We start from the raw sequence: 15,393 nt of genomic DNA on the forward strand, positions 1-15,393 counted from the left end.
GAAGGGGAAAGTATTACCTGCGGCCACTATCGCAGATGCCCTCGCCGAGACACAGACATGTCCGTCACAACATCGCGCCGGGGCGAGCCGCAGGCTGGCCCGCGACGCGACGCATCAGCGCTTCCAGCGGGCCACGCGCAAACCGCCACGACCACAGCCACGCTGCGGCCGTTGCCAGCATCAGGAACAGCAGCGCCCACAACAGCACCGACGCCAACGAAGCGCTTCCGTCCAGCAGGCCCAGGCTTTCCAGCGTGCCCATGCCCAGCAGGATGTGACCGGCGTACAAGGTCAGGGTCATGCGCCCTGCGGCGGTGAACGGTTCTATCCAGTCACCCGGATAGCGATGCGTGAACAACAGGCAGGCGGCGATCAGCGAACACGCTGCACCGGCGCCGGTCAGCAGGTAGGCCGGGCCAGGAGGCATCGGCTGCGTTCCCAGCCACGCCTGCCAGGGCGTGGCCTGCGCCAGATGCTGCACGCCGTGGCCGGCACCGATCAGCAACAGCCCCAGCGCCAGCACTGCCCGCTGCACCCGGGGGAGCGACAACGGCAGGCGCGCCAGCAGCATGCCCAGCAGGAAGAAGCACAGCCACGGCAGCACCGGATGGAACCCATTGAACAGCAGGTTGCGCACCGCGCCGGGCCATTGCCAGAGGCCGGCGTACTCCAGCGTCCGCCAGTTCCAGCCCTCGCTGTAATCCCAGTGCAGCAGCGCCCAGAACGAGCACGCTGCCAGGACGACGATGCTGGCCAGCAACACCTTCGGCGACGCGCGCAGCCACAGCACCGCAAGCGCGAAATACACCGCGTAGAAGTGCAGGATGTCGGCCGGGAACAGGGTCAGGTTGAACAGGCCCAGCACCATCAGGACCATTGCGCGCCGCCAGGTCTGCATGCTCGCCGGCCGCCATTGCTGGCGCTGCGTGGCCAGTACCAGGCCCAGCCCTGCCAGGGTGACGAAGGTCGCCGAGGCCTTGCCCTCCAGCAGGTGGAAGACGCCGGCCAGCCAACCGTCACCATCGGCAGGAACGGCCATGGCCAACCGGAAGTTGACCAGCACCATGCCCGCCAGTGCCAGGTAACGCGCCAGATCCAACCCATGCATGCGCCGCTCGCCCCCACTCATGCGCGCGCGCCCAGCAGTGCCAGCAACTGGGCAGGGTCGAGCACGTCTCCCTGCGCGCCACCGGCCTGGAAAAGGCCCTGGCGCAGCGCATTGCTCTCGATGGCATCCAGCACGACCTGCGCCTGCAGCGCCGGTGCCAGCGCGGGCCGCCGGCGTTCGCGCTGTGCCATGCGCAGCAGTGCGTCGGCCAGCGCCTGCTGCACCTGCCGTCGATTGGCATTGAAGGCGGCGGCGACAGCCGGGGTCCGCGCACATTCGGCCAGGACCTCGACGGCGAGCGTCGCCCACTCCGGCTGCCGGCACAGCGCGTGGAAAGCCTGAAGGAAGGCCAGCACCTTTACACGTTCACCGTCGGCTGCGGCCAACCGCGCCAGCAGCGGCGCCAGCGCTTCGCTCTCGGTCTCGGCCACCGCAAGGATGATCGCCTCCTTGCCCGGGAAGTGATTGTAGAGATTGCCCAGGCTGACTCCGGCCGCCTGCGCGATGTCACGCATGCTGGTCTGGTGGAAACCCTTGGCCAGGAAGCACTGCAGGGCCGCCTGCAGGATCTGGGCGATGCGTTGCTGGTTGCGGTCGATGCGGTTCATGACGCCAATCATGAACGAACGTTCGTCCATTTCAAGGCACTGGGCTGGCGCCGGCAGGCCAGCGTTCAGCCCTTGCCACCTCAGAAGAACTCATCAAGCAAGCGGTAGAACGCCAGCCGCCGCTCATCGGCAACCAGGCCTTAGCGTTGAAAAAAGGGCGCCACCCACCGGGTGTCTTCGAAATTGTCGACCAGGCTGCGCGCAGCCAACGCCAGGTCCTGGTAGCGATCGGCCACGCCCAGCCGCCCGCAGTCGATGAACCCACTGAAGCGGCCGTTGGCCGCCATCAGGTTGGGCAGGCAGGCGTCGCCATGGCACACCACCCGGTCTTCGTGCTCCGGCCGGGTGGCGTGGAGTTCGGCGAACACCTGCTGCGGGCTCTGGCCGAGGCGTTCGTCATCGAAATCGCCGGCATCGACCAAGCCGCCCTCGATCCGCGCTGCGGCCGCCTGCAGGCGCGACGCAATGCGCTGGTCGAAGGGACAGGCGGCTACCGGCAGCGCATGCAGGCCGCGCAGGGCGTCGGCCAGCACTTCAACCAACCGCGGCGGCGCGAGCTCCGGCGACGACGCCAGATCGCGACCTGGCAACGCGCTCATCAGCAGCCAGTGGCGCCCTGCTTCCTTGACGTCGGCGATCACCGTCGGCGCGGGCTGGCCTTGTGCCCGCAGCCAGCGCAGGCGCGCGATCTCATCGCCAAGTTCGCTGAAGGCGTCGATCACTTCCGACTTCAGGAAGGCATCGGCCTGCCCGTGCCGATGCACGCGGGCAACCTCCGCGCGCGAAGCGCCGATCGATTGCCGTTCGATGCGGGCGTCGGCCAGGATCTGCCGCCACGCCTTCGGCAACGGCATGTCGCTCGGGGCGGAGTCGGTTTCATTCCTTTGCATGCGAAGATCCTGCGTCGGCGGGTGACACGGGCGATTGTCGCGCACTTCCAGCAGGCACTCGGCCGCGCTGAACCGGATCCTTACGCCGGCGCGCCGGGCGATGGACGAAACCCGGCGCGCCGTCCACAGTGCCCGGCGCCGCACAGGCGGTGTGCAGTGGCGTTCGCTGCAACTCCCCCATACAAGGAAGCAACATGAATTTGATGGTCATCGGCGCCAGCAGGGGTCTCGGTCGGGCGTTCGTGGAAGGACTGTGCAGTCCCGGCGATACCGTCATCGGTGTCTCCCGCAGCCGCCCGCGCGACCTGCACTGCCCGGACGGAATCACGCTGCAATGGATCGAGGCCGATCTGGCCCAGCCCACCACTGCCGCCGGCCAGATTGCCGCGCAGGCGCCGGCCGATCTGGACGTGCTGATCCACAACCTGGGAATCTGGGAAGAGAAGGCCTTCAGCGACGACTATGCCTTCCTCGATGAAAGCGATGCGGCACTCACGCAACTGGTCGACGTCAACATCACCGCCACGCTGTTGCTGTTGCAGCGCCTGTTGCCGCGCGTTCTGAACGCGCCGCGACCGCAGTTGGTGCTGACCGGCTCGACCTCGGCACTGCCGCGCAGTGGCCGTCCGGAAGTCGCGTTCGGCGCCTCGAAATTCGCGCTCAATGGCATCGCAGACGCATTGCGCGAAGGCTTCCGTGATCGCCGCCTGGCGGTGACCAGCCTGCAGCTGGGCTATCTCAATACCGACGATGCGCTGTCGGTGCCGGTGGCCGACGCGGCGGCACGTGGCGAAGGTGGACTGGTACCGGTGCACGATGTGGTGGCCATGGTGCGTGCGCTGCTGCACCTGTCGCCATCCGGCTTCGTGCGCGAGCTGGTGCTGCCGGCCATCGCCGACCCGCGCTACTGACCACGGCCGCCAGCGCCGCGCGGCCTCGGTGGCCGCACGCGCGGCCGTGGTTTACCCTGCTCTCACTGGCCGTCGGTCACAGGCGGGAACCGGCTATGAATTCGCTTTCACGGGTTGCGGCCCAGGTCCTGGACAGCGCCCTGCCCAGCCTGCCGCTGTACCTGCTGCAGGCCACCGCAGTGATCGGCATGATCGGCGTGCTGTTGATCGCCACCCGCCGTGCCGGCCATGCCATCGAAGCCCGCCGGCTGTACGTGGGCGTGGCACTGGGCCTGATCTACCTGTTCAACTCCTGGTTCGTGGCCCGCTATACCCAAGGGGTGGTCAAGCTCCACCTCGGCTTCGACATCCTGCTGATCAGTGGTCTGCTCGGCGGCTGGCGAGGCGGCCTGGCCTGCCTCGCCGGCAGCCTGATGGCACGCTACCAGTTCTCGGGTACGCAGTTCTTCCTGCCCGCCAGCCTCGAATCCACCCTGCACATGCTGGCCGGCATCTGGCTGCGCCGTCGCCTGCACCCGCGCATGCTCGGCGAACTCTCGCTGCGCATCCTCCTGCAAGCGTGGGGTGTGCGGATCGTGGCCACCGCCCTTGGCCTGGCGCTGGGCGTGGCGATGATCGGCGCCGGCCACCTGCCGGTGGAAGAACTGGCGATCCAGCGCCTGCTGGCGTTGCCACTGTCGCTGTTGATGCTCGGTGCGGTGTTCGCGCTGGTCTACAACGATGCGCAGATCGATGCGCAGCGTCAGCGCGAGCAGGCCTGGCTGCGTGTCGATCCGATCAGTGGGTTGCCGAACATGCGTGCACTGGGCGAGCGCCTGCAGCAGGTCTGGCGCGACAACGACGGCGTCGGCAAGGCCTGCCTGATCGTGGCGGAGATGGGGAATCTGCGCGACCTGCGCCTGCGCTATGGGCCTTTGCAGGACAATGGGCTGTGGCGACGCGACAACAGCGACGACGTGCGTCGGTTGCTGCCGCCGCTGCCAGCGGAGCGGCTGGAGATCTACCAGTTTGGCGACGCCGCGCTGGCGATCCTGATCCACGACCTGTCGCTGCCCGAGCTGCGCGTGCAGCCGCAGATTGCCGAACTGGCCTCCAACCTGGCTGACCGCGTCGCGCAGGACTGGCCGGGCTTCCGGCCCCTGTTCCGTTGCGCGGTGGTGGAACTGAAGCCCCCCGGGGATGCCGACGATGGCCACCTGCCGTTCCGCGCGATCACCCTGGCACTGAGCACGATCGAATCAGGCGTAGTGTTCTTCGATGATCCGATCCAGCGCGACAGCGAGATCGACGACCTGATCGAGAGTGCGCTCGAATACTGGCTGCAGCACGGCAACGCCCCGCTGTGCTACCAGCCCAAGCACCGCCTGCGCGATCGGCAGCTGGTGGGTGCCGAGGCCCTGCTGCGCATGCGCGATGGTGAAGGGCGTGCCATCGCACCGATGCGGGTGATCGCGCTGGTGCGCCGGCACGGCCGGCTGGCGGACCTGGAATGGGCCACGCTGCGCTCGGCGGTGCGCTTCCTGCAGCGCAGCCGGCAGGACGTCGCTGCGCTGACCATCGCCGTCAACGTCTCGGCCGAATCCCTGCGCCTGCCCGACTTCGGGCTGCGCCTGCAGGAACTGCTGCAGCTGCACGCCGTGGCCGGTGCGATGCTGCGGCTGGAGATCGTCGAGTGGACGGAGATCGTCGAGCGCGACGTCGTCGACGCCAACATCGCCCAGTTGCTTGCCGCCGGCGTGACGCTGTCGCTGGATGATTTCGGTGCCGGCTACTCGACGCTGATCCTGCTTTCGCAGCTGGCCATCGCCGAGGTCAAGATCGAGCAGTCGCTGATCGCCTCGCTGGCCGACGCTAAGTCGCAGTCGATTGTCCGCTTCATCGTCGAGGTCGCACACCGCTGCGGCGCAATCGTGGTGGCCGAGGGCACCGAAACGCTGGCGCAGGAACAGCAGCTGCGTGCGCTGGGGGTGGATGTCGGACAGGGCTACCTGTACTCGGCGGCGTTGCCGGCCGATGAGTTCCGCCGCTTCGCGGCCAACTAGACGGCGTAGAAGCCCAGGAACATCGCCACTGCCGACTCGGCCACGCGCGTGCGCTCGGCCGCACTCAACGGCGCCTGCCCCATCGTCACCTGCGGCCAGAACGCAAAACTCTTCACCAGCCCGTGCAGCTGGTGGCCGGCAAATTCCGGGTCGACCGCGCGCAGCCGACCATCGGCAATCGCAGCGCGGATCCAGGCACTCTCGCCGCTCTCCTTCTCGCTCATGCGGCAGACGATGGCCTGCGCGCGTTCGGGGGAATGGATGATCTCGGCCATCGCCACCCGCGCCAGGTCGATGAAGTTGGCGTCGCTGAGCAGTTCCAGCTTCTGGCCCAGCAGTTGCAGCAACTGCGCGTCCAATGGCTGATCGGCACGGTACGGCAGCGAGTCGCTGGCCACGCTGCGCTCCCACAGCTCCTCCAGGATCATCGAGAACAGCGCTTCCTTGCTCGGGAAGTGGTTGTAGACGGTGCGCTTCGATACTCCCGCCACTTCGGCGACGCGGTCCATGCTGGTGGCCTCGTAGCCCGCCGCGCGGAACTCCTCGACGGCAGCGCGCACGATGGCCTCGCGTTTGCGGTCGGTCAGGCGTTGCGGGGCACGGGGCATGGCGGAGAACCAGGAAGCTGAACGGATATGCGCATTTTACACCCGCCAGTGTACTTTTGAAAAACAGGAAACTACACTGTGCAGTGTACACAGCGGACGTCCCCCATGAAGCGCCTGCTCCTTGTCCCCCTGCTTGGAATCCTTGCCGTGACCGCCTACACCTTCTGCAAGTCCTGGTCCCTCCCCGACTTCCCCGCATCGCCGCAGTACCGCGACGGCAAGTTCCGCAACGCGCTGCCGCGCCCGGCAATGGGCCTGCGCGACGGTGCGGAGATCTGGTGGACGTTCCTGTTCAACAAGCCCAAGGGCACGGTGCCGGCGCACCCCATTCCGGTGCTGCCACTGGACCGCGCCCGCCTGGACGCCGCGCCCGACCGCAGCCTGTTCCGCATCGGCCACTCCACGATCCTGCTGAAGCTGCGTGGACAGTACTGGCTCACTGACCCGGTGTTCTCCGAGCGCGCCTCTCCGGTGCAGTGGATGGGCCCTGCGCGCTTCCATGCTCCGCCGATCAGCATCGATGAACTGCCGCCGATCGCCGGCGTCATCCTTTCGCACAACCACTATGACCATCTCGACCACGCCGCTGTGATGCGGCTGGATCGCAAGACCGCGCGCTTCATCGCCCCGCTCGGCGTGGGTGACCAGCTGATCGCCTGGGGCATCGATGCGGGCAAGGTGGAACAGCTGGACTGGTGGCAGTCGACCGAGGCCAACGGCCTGCGCCTGACCGCGACGCCGGGCCAGCACTTTTCCGGCCGCGGGCTGGGTGACAGCGACCGCAGCCTGTGGGCATCGTGGGTGATCCAGGACGGTGACTTCCGCATCTTCTTCAGTGGCGACACCGGCTACTTCGACGGCTTCAAGGCCATCGGCGAGAAATACGGCCCGTTCGACCTGACCATGATCGAGACCGGCGCCTACGATCCGCGCTGGGCGTTCGTGCACATGCAGCCGGAACAGACCCTGCAGGCGCACCTGGACCTGCGTGGCAAATGGCTGCTGCCCATCCACAACGGCACCTTCGATCTGGCCCTGCACGCATGGCAGCAGCCGTTCGAGCGCATCACCGCATTGGCGGCCGCGAACAACGTGCCGGTGGCCACGCCGATGATGGGCGAAGCACTGGACATGCAGGCGCCGCAGGCGGGTACGCGCTGGTGGGAGACGGTGGAGCTGTAATGGGGGATGCCGTTTGACCTGCCGGAAGCCGTGTAGAGCCGAGCGATGCTCGGCTGCTCCTGGGAAGTGCGCCGTGGAAGTCAAACCAGCTCAGCTTTGGAGGCACCGCAATTGGAGACGCCGGCAGCATTGCTGACTCGGTGGTCGTTGCCGATCAGCAGAGGGGCAAGCCGGCAGCCGTCCAGAGCCACATCCGTCAGCCCTACGGTGATGGCAGCGCCAGCCTCCAGCGCCGCTGCAGTGCGTCATGTAACCGATTACATCCCTTGCTAGCGTAGTGCTCGCCCGATTCCGGTCGAACCTGTGAGGCTGCCTGTAATGACGTTGCGCGCCGAACGCTCCAAGGTCCCCACCCCGCTTTTCCCGTTGCGCCCTGCCGCCGCCCTGCTGCTCGTCGCCCTGGGGTCCTCCGCACAGGCACAGACCCTACCCCCGCGCAGTCAATGGCAGGCCAGCAGTTCCTCGCAGCAGGTGCCGGCGATGGCAATCAGCCACCTGATCGACGGCGACCCGAAGACCGTCACCGGCGGTGCATTCAGTCCGGGCCACTGGTTCCAGATCGACCTGGGCGCGCCCACCCTGCTGGCCGGTGCGCGCCTCACCTGGGATGTCTCCAACCCGGAAGGCTATTCACTGCAGACCTCGCTGGACGGCACGCAGTGGCAGACCGCGTACACGATGGCCGATTCGCTGGGCGACGTGGAAACGCTGTACTTCGCACCGCGGCAGGCACGCTACCTGCGGCTGGCCAGTCCGCAGCGCACCTCCGATTGGGGCGTGTCGATCTTCGAGATGGAGCCACTGGACAGCACACTCAGCGCACGCATCAGCGGTATCACTGCAACGCAGGCAGCGGCGCTCTGGCAAGGCGGCGGCATCGTCGCGATGCCGGACGGGGCAAATGGATCCCATACGCTCGAGGTCACGCTGCCGCAGGCCCAATCAACGGCTGGCCTGGTCGTCGACTGGGCCGATGGCGCGCGCGGCGCCGCGCGACTGCAGGTGCAGGATGCACAGGGCCGGTGGCAGGACCTCGCGCACGATGCACAAGCAGCCAATCATCGGCAAAGCTGGCTGGCCGCCACTGCAGCACAACCATTGCGTGCATTCCGCCTGAGCGTGGACGGCGCTGCACCGCAGATCGCGCGCCTGCGCCTGCTCGGCCCGAAAGCCGCGATGACGCCGATGAAGCGCTACCAGATCGCCGCCAGCGGCGCGCAGCGCGCGTTGTTTCCGGCCTCGTTGCAGATGCAGCAGACCTACTGGACCGCCGTCGGCGTGCATGCCGGACGGCAGAAATCGATTTTCGACGAGTACGGCAACCTGGAGGCGTTCAAGGGGGCACCGCTGGTACAGCCGATCTGGCGCAATGCCGACGGCCGCAGTGCGGGTGCTGCCGGGCAATCCGTGCAGCATGCCCTGCGCGACGGTTGGAAGCCGATGCCCTCCGCCACCTGGTCACCGCAACCCGGCCTGGAGCTGCGCAGTGAAGTGTTCGCCATCGAGCGCGATGGCCAGCCGGTGACCTTCCTCCGCCATCGCCTGCACAACACCGGCAAGACCCGGATAGACGGCACGCTCAGCCTGGTCGTGCGCCCGATGCAGATGAACCCGCCATGGCAGAACGGCGGGCTGTCGCCGATCCGCGATGTGGCCATCGACAGGCAATCCGTGCGCATCAATGGGCGCACGCTGCTGCAGTCGCTCACGCCAGTGGCTGCGTCCGGCGCGGCGCCGTTCGGCAGGGACGGCGCAACGGAAATCACCGCGAACATCGCTTCCGGCCAACTGCCCTCCGCGCAACAGGCACGTGATGACCTGGGTCTTGCCTCGGCTGCGTTGAACTACCGCGTCTCGTTGGCGCCGGGAACCAGCGATGCCATCGTGGTCGCGTTCCCGTTGGGCACCGCCGCCGCGGATGCCAATGGCGTGCTGCCCGAGGCGCCGGCGTTGGATCTGGCCACGCTTCCCCGCGATGCCAATGCGGCGTTCGATTCACTGGCCACGCAGGCCTCCGCCGACTGGCAGGCACGGCTGGGCCAGGTCGGCCTGCGCCTGCCCGATCCATCACTGGTGGACATGCTGCGCGCGCAGGCCGCCTACATGCTGATCAACCAGACCGGCCCGGCGATGCAGCCCGGCCCGCGCAACTACAACCGCTCCTTCATCCGCGACGGCATGGCCACCTCGGCCGTGCTGCTGCGCATGGGCGAGGCCAAGGTCGCGCGCGACTACCTGGCCTGGTACAGCGAACACGGCGTACATGCCAACGGCCTGGTCTCGCCGATCCTCAATGACGATGGCAGCGTCAACACCGGCTTCGGTTCGGACATCGAGTACGACAGCCAGGGCCAGTACGTGGCGCTGGTCGCCGACGTTGCACGCCTGGATGGCGGACCCGAGTCAGTGCGTGACTACCTGCCGAAGGTGAAGGCCGCGCTGCACTTCCTGCAGGAACTGCGCGAGCGCACGCTGGTGCCCGGCTACAAGGCTGACCAGCCTTCGCCGGAACGGTTCGCGGGCATTCTTGCGCCGTCGATCAGCCATGAGGGCTACCCCTCGCCCACCCACAGCTATTGGGATGACTATTGGGGCCTGAAGGGTTGGCACGACGGTGCCTGGCTGGCCGAATCGCTGGGCGACCACCAGACCGCAGCCTGGGCGCGCGAACAATACACGCTGCTCTACGACGCACTGCATGCCTCCATCCGGGCGACGATGGCGTGGAAGGGCATCGACTTCATTCCCTCCTCGGCCGACCTGGGCGATGGCGATCCCACCGGCGTTTCGATCGCACTGGACCCGACCGGCGCACAGAGCGTGTTGCCCGCCGAGGCGCTGCGGACCACGTTCGCACGCTACCTGGAGGACGTGCGCAAGCGCAGCCAGCCCGGTGCGCTGTATGCCTACACGCCGTACGAGATCCGCAACGTGCTGAGCTATGTGCACCTGGGCCAGCCAGACGCGGCTGACGAGCTGCTGCAGGGCCTGCTTCATGACAGGCGCCCGCTTGAATGGCAGGTGCTGGCCGAAGTCGTGCATTCACGGCTGCGCTTCCCGCGCTACCTCGGCGACATGCCGCATACCTGGATCGGCGCCGAATACGGCCGCACCCTGTTCGGCATGCTGATGCGCGAAGACGATGATGCGCTCTCGCTGCTGCCAGGCACGCCACCCTCGTGGGTGGCGGGGGATGGATTGGCGGTGGAACGCCTGCCGGCCGCGTATGGCACGTTGCAGATGCAGGCGCGGCAGCGCGACCGGGTGCTGACGGTGGGGCTTGGCAAAGGGCTGCGCGGTGGAACGGCGGTGAAGGTCTGGTGGCCTGCCCGCACGGCACCGAAGACGGTGCGCGTGGACGGACGAGCGGTCAGCACCTTCGATGCGGAGGGCGTGCGCCTGGCGAAACCGTTCAGGACGCTGGAGGCGCGGTGGTAGAGTCGAGCCATGCTCGACTCATCGCGCACCGCGCGGACTGCAGCCGAGCATGGCTCGGCTTTACAAAAGCGGAGGTCGCGCCGGGCCACGCCCGGTGTCATTGCAACGTCGGCAATCCCGGCGGGTTGGTCAGCGACTGCGGCACGGCTTCCTCGGCCACATTCCAGCGTTTCAGCGCCTGCGCGTAGGTGCCACTGGCGATCTGGGTGTTCAGCGCCTGCGTCACTGCGTCAGCCAGGCCGCTGCCCTTGCGCGTGGTCACCGAGATCGCCGCGGCGTTCGGCCAGCCACCGGGGAACAGGCCTACGCGGCGCACCTTACCGTCGCGTGCGGAATAGGCGCCGGTGGCGTTGGGCTCGAACGAGACATCGGCGCGCCCGGTGATCACCGCCAGCCGCCCGACCACGGCGTCATCGAAGTACTGGTACTCCACCGGTTTCAAACCGGCCGCGATGTTCTGCTGGTCCCACTGGCGCAGGATCTGGTCCTGGTTGGTACTGGCACCGACCACCACTTTCAGCCCGGCCACATCGGCGGGCTTTTCGATCTTCTGGATCGGTCCGTCGCTGCGCGTATAGATGCCCAGCAGGTCGTAACGATAGCTGGAGAAATCGAACTTCTTCTTGCGTTCCTCGGTGACCGTCACGTTCGACAGCACCGCATCGTACTTGCCTGATTCCAGACCCAGCGGCCAGTCGACCCACGCCACTGGCACGATCACCAGCTTCAGGCCCAGCGCATCGGCGACCAGCCGCGCGATGTCCGGCTCGATGCCGACCACGTCCTTGCTGTCGGCGCCGTAGTCGGCCAGCGGCAGCTGTCCCGGATGGGTGGCGACGGTGAACGCGCCGGGCGTGACGAAACGGTAACCAGCGGGAATCAAGGCCTGCGCCTTGGGGTCGGGCGTGCCCTCCAGCGCAGCGGTGTTGGTACCGGCCAGGCTGGTCGCGGTCACAGCGGGAGCCTCCGGAGCCTGGCGCACGCGCGAATAGACGATGCCGGCGATGCCGATGACCAGCACGCCCACGATCAACAGGGTGCTGCGCGAGGGGCGACGGGGTGCTGTAGGGCTCATGGCATTCCTTCCGGGGTTACAGGGTCTTGGCCAGGAAATCGGCCGTACGTTGCTGGCGCGGTCGCTCGAACAGCACCTCGGGCGTGCCCTGCTCGATCACCCGCCCCTGGTCCATCATCACTACGTGGTCGGCCACGCGGCGGGCGAAGCTCAGCTCATGGGTGACGATCACCAGCGTGGTTCCTGAGCGGGCCAGTTCTTCGATCACGCTCAGCACCTCGGCCACCAGTTCCGGGTCCAGCGCCGAGGTCGGTTCGTCGAACAGCAGTACCTTCGGCTGCAGCGCCAGTGCCCGCGCAATCGCGATGCGTTGCTGCTGGCCACCGGACAGCTGGCGCGGGAAGGCATCGGCCTTGTCACCCAGGCCAACCCGCTCCAGCAGCGTGCGCGCCTGCTGCTCGGCCTGCACGCGCGGCACGCCACGCACCGCGATCGGCGCCTCGATGATGTTCTCCAGCGCGGTCAGGTGCGGGAACAGGTTGAAGCCCTGGAACACCATGCCCACTTCGGCGCGCCGGCGGCGGATCTCGCGTTCGGGCAGTTCGTACAGGGTGTCGCCATCGCGGCGGTAGCCGATCAGCTGGCCGCCGACGGTCACGTAGCCGCTGTCGGCGCGTTCCAGATGATTGATCAGCCGCAGCAGCGTGGACTTGCCGGCGCCCGAAGGGCCGATCAGCACGGTCACACTGCCGGCGCGCAGGTCCAGGTTCACGTCTTCCAGCACCGGCTGCTCGCCGAACACCTTGCCCACGCCATGCAGCGATACCGATGCCCCTTCGCCCGCTTCGACCTGGGTGGCGATGCGCGGGCGGTTGATCACGCGGGGCGCAGCATCGCTGTGCACGCGCGGTGGCGATGCCAGGCGCGATACCGAGCGCTCACGTTGCAGCTGCCCGCGTGCGAAGCGCTGCTCCACGCGCCGCTGCAGCAGCGACAGCACGGTGAGGATCACCAGGTACCAGACCGTGGCCACCATCAGCAGCGGCACCACCTCCAGGTTGCGGCGGTAGATCACCTGCACGGTGTAGAACAGTTCCGGCAGTGCCAGCACATAGACCACCGAAGTGCTCTTGGCCAGGCCGATCACATCATTGAACGCGGCCGGCAGGATCGAACGCATTGCCTGCGGCAGGATGATGCGCCGCACTTGTCGGCCCCGCGGCAGGCCGAGCGCGGCTGCGGCCTCGTATTGCCCGTGGTCCACCGACAGAATGCCGCCACGGATCACTTCGGCCGAGAACGCCGCCTGATTCAAGGTGAGGCCCAGCACTGCGGCGGTGAACACGCCGATCAGCTGCGTGGTCGGGTACGAGAACAGGCTGATGCCGGTGAACGGCACGCCAAGTTCGATGGTGCTGTACAGGTAGCCCAGGTTGTTCAGGAGCAACAGCAGCACCAGCAGTGGAATGGAGCGGAACAACCACACATATCCCCACGACACCGCTGACAGCAGCGGCGAGCCGGACACCCGGGCCAGCGCGAGCAGCGTACCCAGCGCGAAGCCGAGCGCCGTGCCAAGCGCGGTCAGCAGCAGCGTGCGGCCCAGCCCCTCCAGCACCGGGCGCGCGAAGAACCATTCGGCGAATGTGCCCCAGCCCCAGCGCGGATTGCCCAGCACCGATTGCAGCCCGATCAGGATCAAGGCCAGCGCCAACACCGTGCCGAACACCTGCAGCGGATGACGGGCCGGCACGATTCTAAGTGCCGATGCCTGCGCCGGCCGCCCAGCGATGCCTTCCAGTACCGTCGAGGGCGTACTCATGCGTGGACTCCGTGCAACGCGGCCGGCGCAGGTGCGATCACCGCTGCCGGCGCAGGCAGGTGCTTCTCGAAGGGCAGATGCGCGATGGTCTCCGGATCGGCCTCCAGATCGAACAGCGCGGTGTAGCCATGGCTGAGGTACAGGCCGACGGCTTCGGGCTGGCGGAAGCCGGTGGTCAGGAAGACGCGGCGATAGCCCTGGCGCAGCGCCTGGTCCTCCAGTTCCTGCAGCACACGCCGCGCGATGCCCTGGCGGCGCAGCCCCGGCAGCGTCCAGATGCGCTTGAACTCGGCGGTATCCGGATCGCGGTGCGGCATGAAGGCGCCGCCGGAGATCGCCACACCATCGCGCAGCAGCAGCACGAACGCTCCTACAGGCGCCGCGAAGGCCTGCGCCGGATAGCGTTGCAGCTCCTCGCGGGCGCTTCCGCCGATGCGTCGGCGCACGTCGGCGTAACGGCTGTCGTACTCCTGCTCCAGGCCATCGAACAGCGGCCGCGCCAATGGATCATCCACCGAGGTATAGAGGAAGCGTTCGTTGCTGCTCATGCTGCGTCCTTCACCAGATAGTTCTCGGCCAACCGGGCCCACAGGCTGGCAGCCGGTGCGATCGCCGCATCATTGAACACATAGCGCGGGCTGTGCAGCGGTGCGCTGTCGCCGTTGCCGACGAACACGAAACTGCCCGGGCGCGCCTGCAACAGGAAGGCGAAATCCTCGCTGGCGGTGCGCGGTGCGAAGTCCGGCACCACCTGTCCGGCACCGAAGCCCTGCACCGCCACCTTGCGGATGTAGGCGGTCTGCTGCGGATGGTTGATCACGCTGGGGAAGCCGCGCGGGAACTCGATTTCGGCGCGTGCCCCGAAAGCGGCAGCGGTCTGCTCGGCAATCCCGCTGACCCGGCGGCGCAGCGTGTCGCGCACCTCGGGCAGGTAGGCGCGCACGGTCAGCGTCAGCTCGACTACGTCCGGAATCACATTGGCGGCCTGCCCACCGTGGATCGAACCGACGGTGACCACGCCCATCTGCCGCGGGTCGACATTGCGCGACACCACACTCTGCAATGCAGTGATGATGTGCGCGGCGACCAGGATCGGGTCCACGCTGCCCTGCGGCTCCGCCCCGTGGCCGCCCTTGCCGATCACCTTCAGCCGCGCCCAGTCGACCGACGCCATCGCCGGGCCGTCGACAAAGCCGAAGTGCCCCACCGGCACGCCCGGCCAGTTGTGCAGCCCATAGATCGCATCCACCGGGAAACGGTCGAACAGGCCATCGGCAATCATCCTCGAAGCGCCCGAGCCAGTTTCCTCCGCAGGCTGGAACACCAGCTGCAGGGTGCCATCGATACGGCCGTGATGGGCCAGGTAATGGGCGGCCGACAGCAGGATGGCGGTGTGGCCATCGTGACCGCAGGCATGCATCAGGCCCTCCGTCTGGCTGGCGTAGGCCAGCCCGGAGTCTTCGTGGATCGGCAAGGCATCGATGTCCGCACGCAGACCGAGACGACGGCCGCCCTGCCCGCGTTGCAGCGTACCGACCACACCGGTGCCGCCGAGGCCAGTGGTCACTTCATAACCCCATTGCTGCAGAAGTTCGGCCACACGGGCGCTGGTGCGATGCTCCTCGAAGGCCAGCTCCGGGTGGCGGTGCAGGTCATGGCGGATCGCGATGGCCGCCTCGGCTCGTGCCGCGATCTCCGGCAACACGCCAGTCGCTGGGGAACTCCGCCGGGCCTGGCCCGGTGCTACTGCGGTTTCTCCACTCATCGCC

12 protein-coding genes are annotated in these 15,393 nt (G+C 67.5%); 4 read left to right on the top strand and 8 right to left on the bottom strand.

The annotated features are described in order from the left end of the window. Nucleotides 1-64 precede the first annotated feature (64 nt). The 3 genes from ARC23_RS07415 to ARC23_RS07425 all read right to left on the bottom strand — a co-directional run bounded on the left by ARC23_RS07415 (nt 65) and on the right by ARC23_RS07425 (nt 2,606). Nucleotides 65-1,129 (bottom strand): DUF418 domain-containing protein, encoded by a 1,065-nt coding sequence (locus ARC23_RS07415; protein ID WP_057496657.1) that lies wholly within the window; start codon nt 1,127-1,129, stop codon nt 65-67. Continuing rightward, entirely contained in the window at nt 1,126-1,716 is a 591-nt protein-coding gene (locus ARC23_RS07420; protein WP_057496689.1) for a TetR/AcrR family transcriptional regulator, read from the bottom strand. The genes ARC23_RS07415 and ARC23_RS07420 overlap by 4 nt, the downstream gene beginning before the upstream one ends. Before the next feature lie 140 nt (nt 1,717-1,856). Continuing rightward, nucleotides 1,857-2,606, bottom strand: coding sequence for an APH(3') family aminoglycoside O-phosphotransferase (locus tag ARC23_RS07425; protein WP_057496658.1), 750 nt, complete (start codon nt 2,604-2,606; stop codon nt 1,857-1,859). A 194-nt stretch (nt 2,607-2,800) separates the two neighbouring features. Between ARC23_RS07425 and ARC23_RS07430 the strand changes: the two genes are divergently transcribed. Together ARC23_RS07430 and ARC23_RS07435 are read left to right on the top strand one after the other, a co-directional pair. Beyond that, entirely contained in the window at nt 2,801-3,517 is a 717-nt protein-coding gene (locus ARC23_RS07430; RefSeq protein ID WP_057496659.1) for an SDR family NAD(P)-dependent oxidoreductase, read from the top strand. Nucleotides 3,518-3,612: 95 nt separating this feature from the next. After that, nucleotides 3,613-5,559, top strand: coding sequence for an EAL domain-containing protein (locus ARC23_RS07435; RefSeq protein ID WP_057496660.1), 1,947 nt, complete (start codon nt 3,613-3,615; stop codon nt 5,557-5,559). On the opposite strand, the gene ARC23_RS07440 is transcribed toward ARC23_RS07435, so the two are convergent. Continuing rightward, complete coding sequence (locus ARC23_RS07440) at nt 5,556-6,167, bottom strand: TetR/AcrR family transcriptional regulator (protein ID WP_057496661.1); 612 nt, start codon at nt 6,165-6,167, stop codon at nt 5,556-5,558. The genes ARC23_RS07435 and ARC23_RS07440 overlap by 4 nt on opposite strands. A 105-nt stretch (nt 6,168-6,272) precedes the next feature. Between ARC23_RS07440 and ARC23_RS07445 the strand changes: the two genes are divergently transcribed. Together ARC23_RS07445 and ARC23_RS07450 are read left to right on the top strand one after the other, a co-directional pair. After that, entirely contained in the window at nt 6,273-7,349 is a 1,077-nt protein-coding gene (locus ARC23_RS07445) for an MBL fold metallo-hydrolase (protein WP_057496662.1), read from the top strand. A 318-nt stretch (nt 7,350-7,667) separates the two neighbouring features. Beyond that, nucleotides 7,668-10,787 carry a discoidin domain-containing protein gene (locus ARC23_RS07450; protein ID WP_057496663.1) on the top strand — a complete coding sequence of 1,040 codons (3,120 nt, stop codon included), beginning with the start codon at nt 7,668-7,670 and terminating at the stop codon, nt 10,785-10,787. Between the two features lie 97 nt (nt 10,788-10,884). On the opposite strand, the gene ARC23_RS07455 is transcribed toward ARC23_RS07450, so the two are convergent. The 4 genes from ARC23_RS07455 to ARC23_RS07475 are packed head-to-tail and all read right to left on the bottom strand — an operon-like array spanning nt 10,885 to nt 15,389. Next, complete coding sequence (locus ARC23_RS07455; protein ID WP_057496664.1) at nt 10,885-11,862, bottom strand: ABC transporter substrate-binding protein; 978 nt, start codon at nt 11,860-11,862, stop codon at nt 10,885-10,887. 16 nt (nt 11,863-11,878) lie between these two features. After that, nucleotides 11,879-13,624: an amino acid ABC transporter permease/ATP-binding protein gene (locus ARC23_RS20380; RefSeq protein ID WP_080393042.1), complete on the bottom strand. Its 1,746-nt coding sequence runs from the start codon at nt 13,622-13,624 to the stop codon at nt 11,879-11,881. Further along, nucleotides 13,621-14,172, bottom strand: coding sequence for a GNAT family N-acetyltransferase (locus tag ARC23_RS07470; protein ID WP_057496665.1), 552 nt, complete (start codon nt 14,170-14,172; stop codon nt 13,621-13,623). The genes ARC23_RS20380 and ARC23_RS07470 overlap by 4 nt, the downstream gene beginning before the upstream one ends. After that, complete coding sequence (locus tag ARC23_RS07475; protein WP_080393043.1) at nt 14,169-15,389, bottom strand: amidohydrolase; 1,221 nt, start codon at nt 15,387-15,389, stop codon at nt 14,169-14,171. Before ARC23_RS07475 ends, ARC23_RS07470 begins: the two co-directional genes overlap by 4 nt. Nucleotides 15,390-15,393 lie beyond the last annotated feature (4 nt).

The organism is Stenotrophomonas beteli (assembly GCF_001431665.1).
Lineage (GTDB): Bacteria > Pseudomonadota > Gammaproteobacteria > Xanthomonadales > Xanthomonadaceae > Stenotrophomonas > Stenotrophomonas beteli.

What these genes read in the sequence shown, in the direction of transcription:
- ARC23_RS07415 (WP_057496657.1), bottom strand. Translation starts at nt 1,129, where the DNA reads ATGAGTGGGGGCGAGCGGCGCATGCATGGGTTGGATCTGGCGCGTTAC.
- ARC23_RS07420 (WP_057496689.1), bottom strand. Translation starts at nt 1,716, where the DNA reads ATGAACCGCATCGACCGCAACCAGCAACGCATCGCCCAGATCCTGCAG.
- ARC23_RS07425 (WP_057496658.1), bottom strand. Translation starts at nt 2,606, where the DNA reads ATGCAAAGGAATGAAACCGACTCCGCCCCGAGCGACATGCCGTTGCCG.
- ARC23_RS07430 (WP_057496659.1), top strand. Translation starts at nt 2,801, where the DNA reads ATGAATTTGATGGTCATCGGCGCCAGCAGGGGTCTCGGTCGGGCGTTC.
- ARC23_RS07435 (WP_057496660.1), top strand. Translation starts at nt 3,613, where the DNA reads ATGAATTCGCTTTCACGGGTTGCGGCCCAGGTCCTGGACAGCGCCCTG.
- ARC23_RS07440 (WP_057496661.1), bottom strand. Translation starts at nt 6,167, where the DNA reads ATGCCCCGTGCCCCGCAACGCCTGACCGACCGCAAACGCGAGGCCATC.
- ARC23_RS07445 (WP_057496662.1), top strand. Translation starts at nt 6,273, where the DNA reads ATGAAGCGCCTGCTCCTTGTCCCCCTGCTTGGAATCCTTGCCGTGACC.
- ARC23_RS07450 (WP_057496663.1), top strand. Translation starts at nt 7,668, where the DNA reads ATGACGTTGCGCGCCGAACGCTCCAAGGTCCCCACCCCGCTTTTCCCG.
- ARC23_RS07455 (WP_057496664.1), bottom strand. Translation starts at nt 11,862, where the DNA reads ATGAGCCCTACAGCACCCCGTCGCCCCTCGCGCAGCACCCTGTTGATC.
- ARC23_RS20380 (WP_080393042.1), bottom strand. Translation starts at nt 13,624, where the DNA reads ATGAGTACGCCCTCGACGGTACTGGAAGGCATCGCTGGGCGGCCGGCG.
- ARC23_RS07470 (WP_057496665.1), bottom strand. Translation starts at nt 14,172, where the DNA reads ATGAGCAGCAACGAACGCTTCCTCTATACCTCGGTGGATGATCCATTG.
- ARC23_RS07475 (WP_080393043.1), bottom strand. Translation starts at nt 15,389, where the DNA reads ATGAGTGGAGAAACCGCAGTAGCACCGGGCCAGGCCCGGCGGAGTTCC.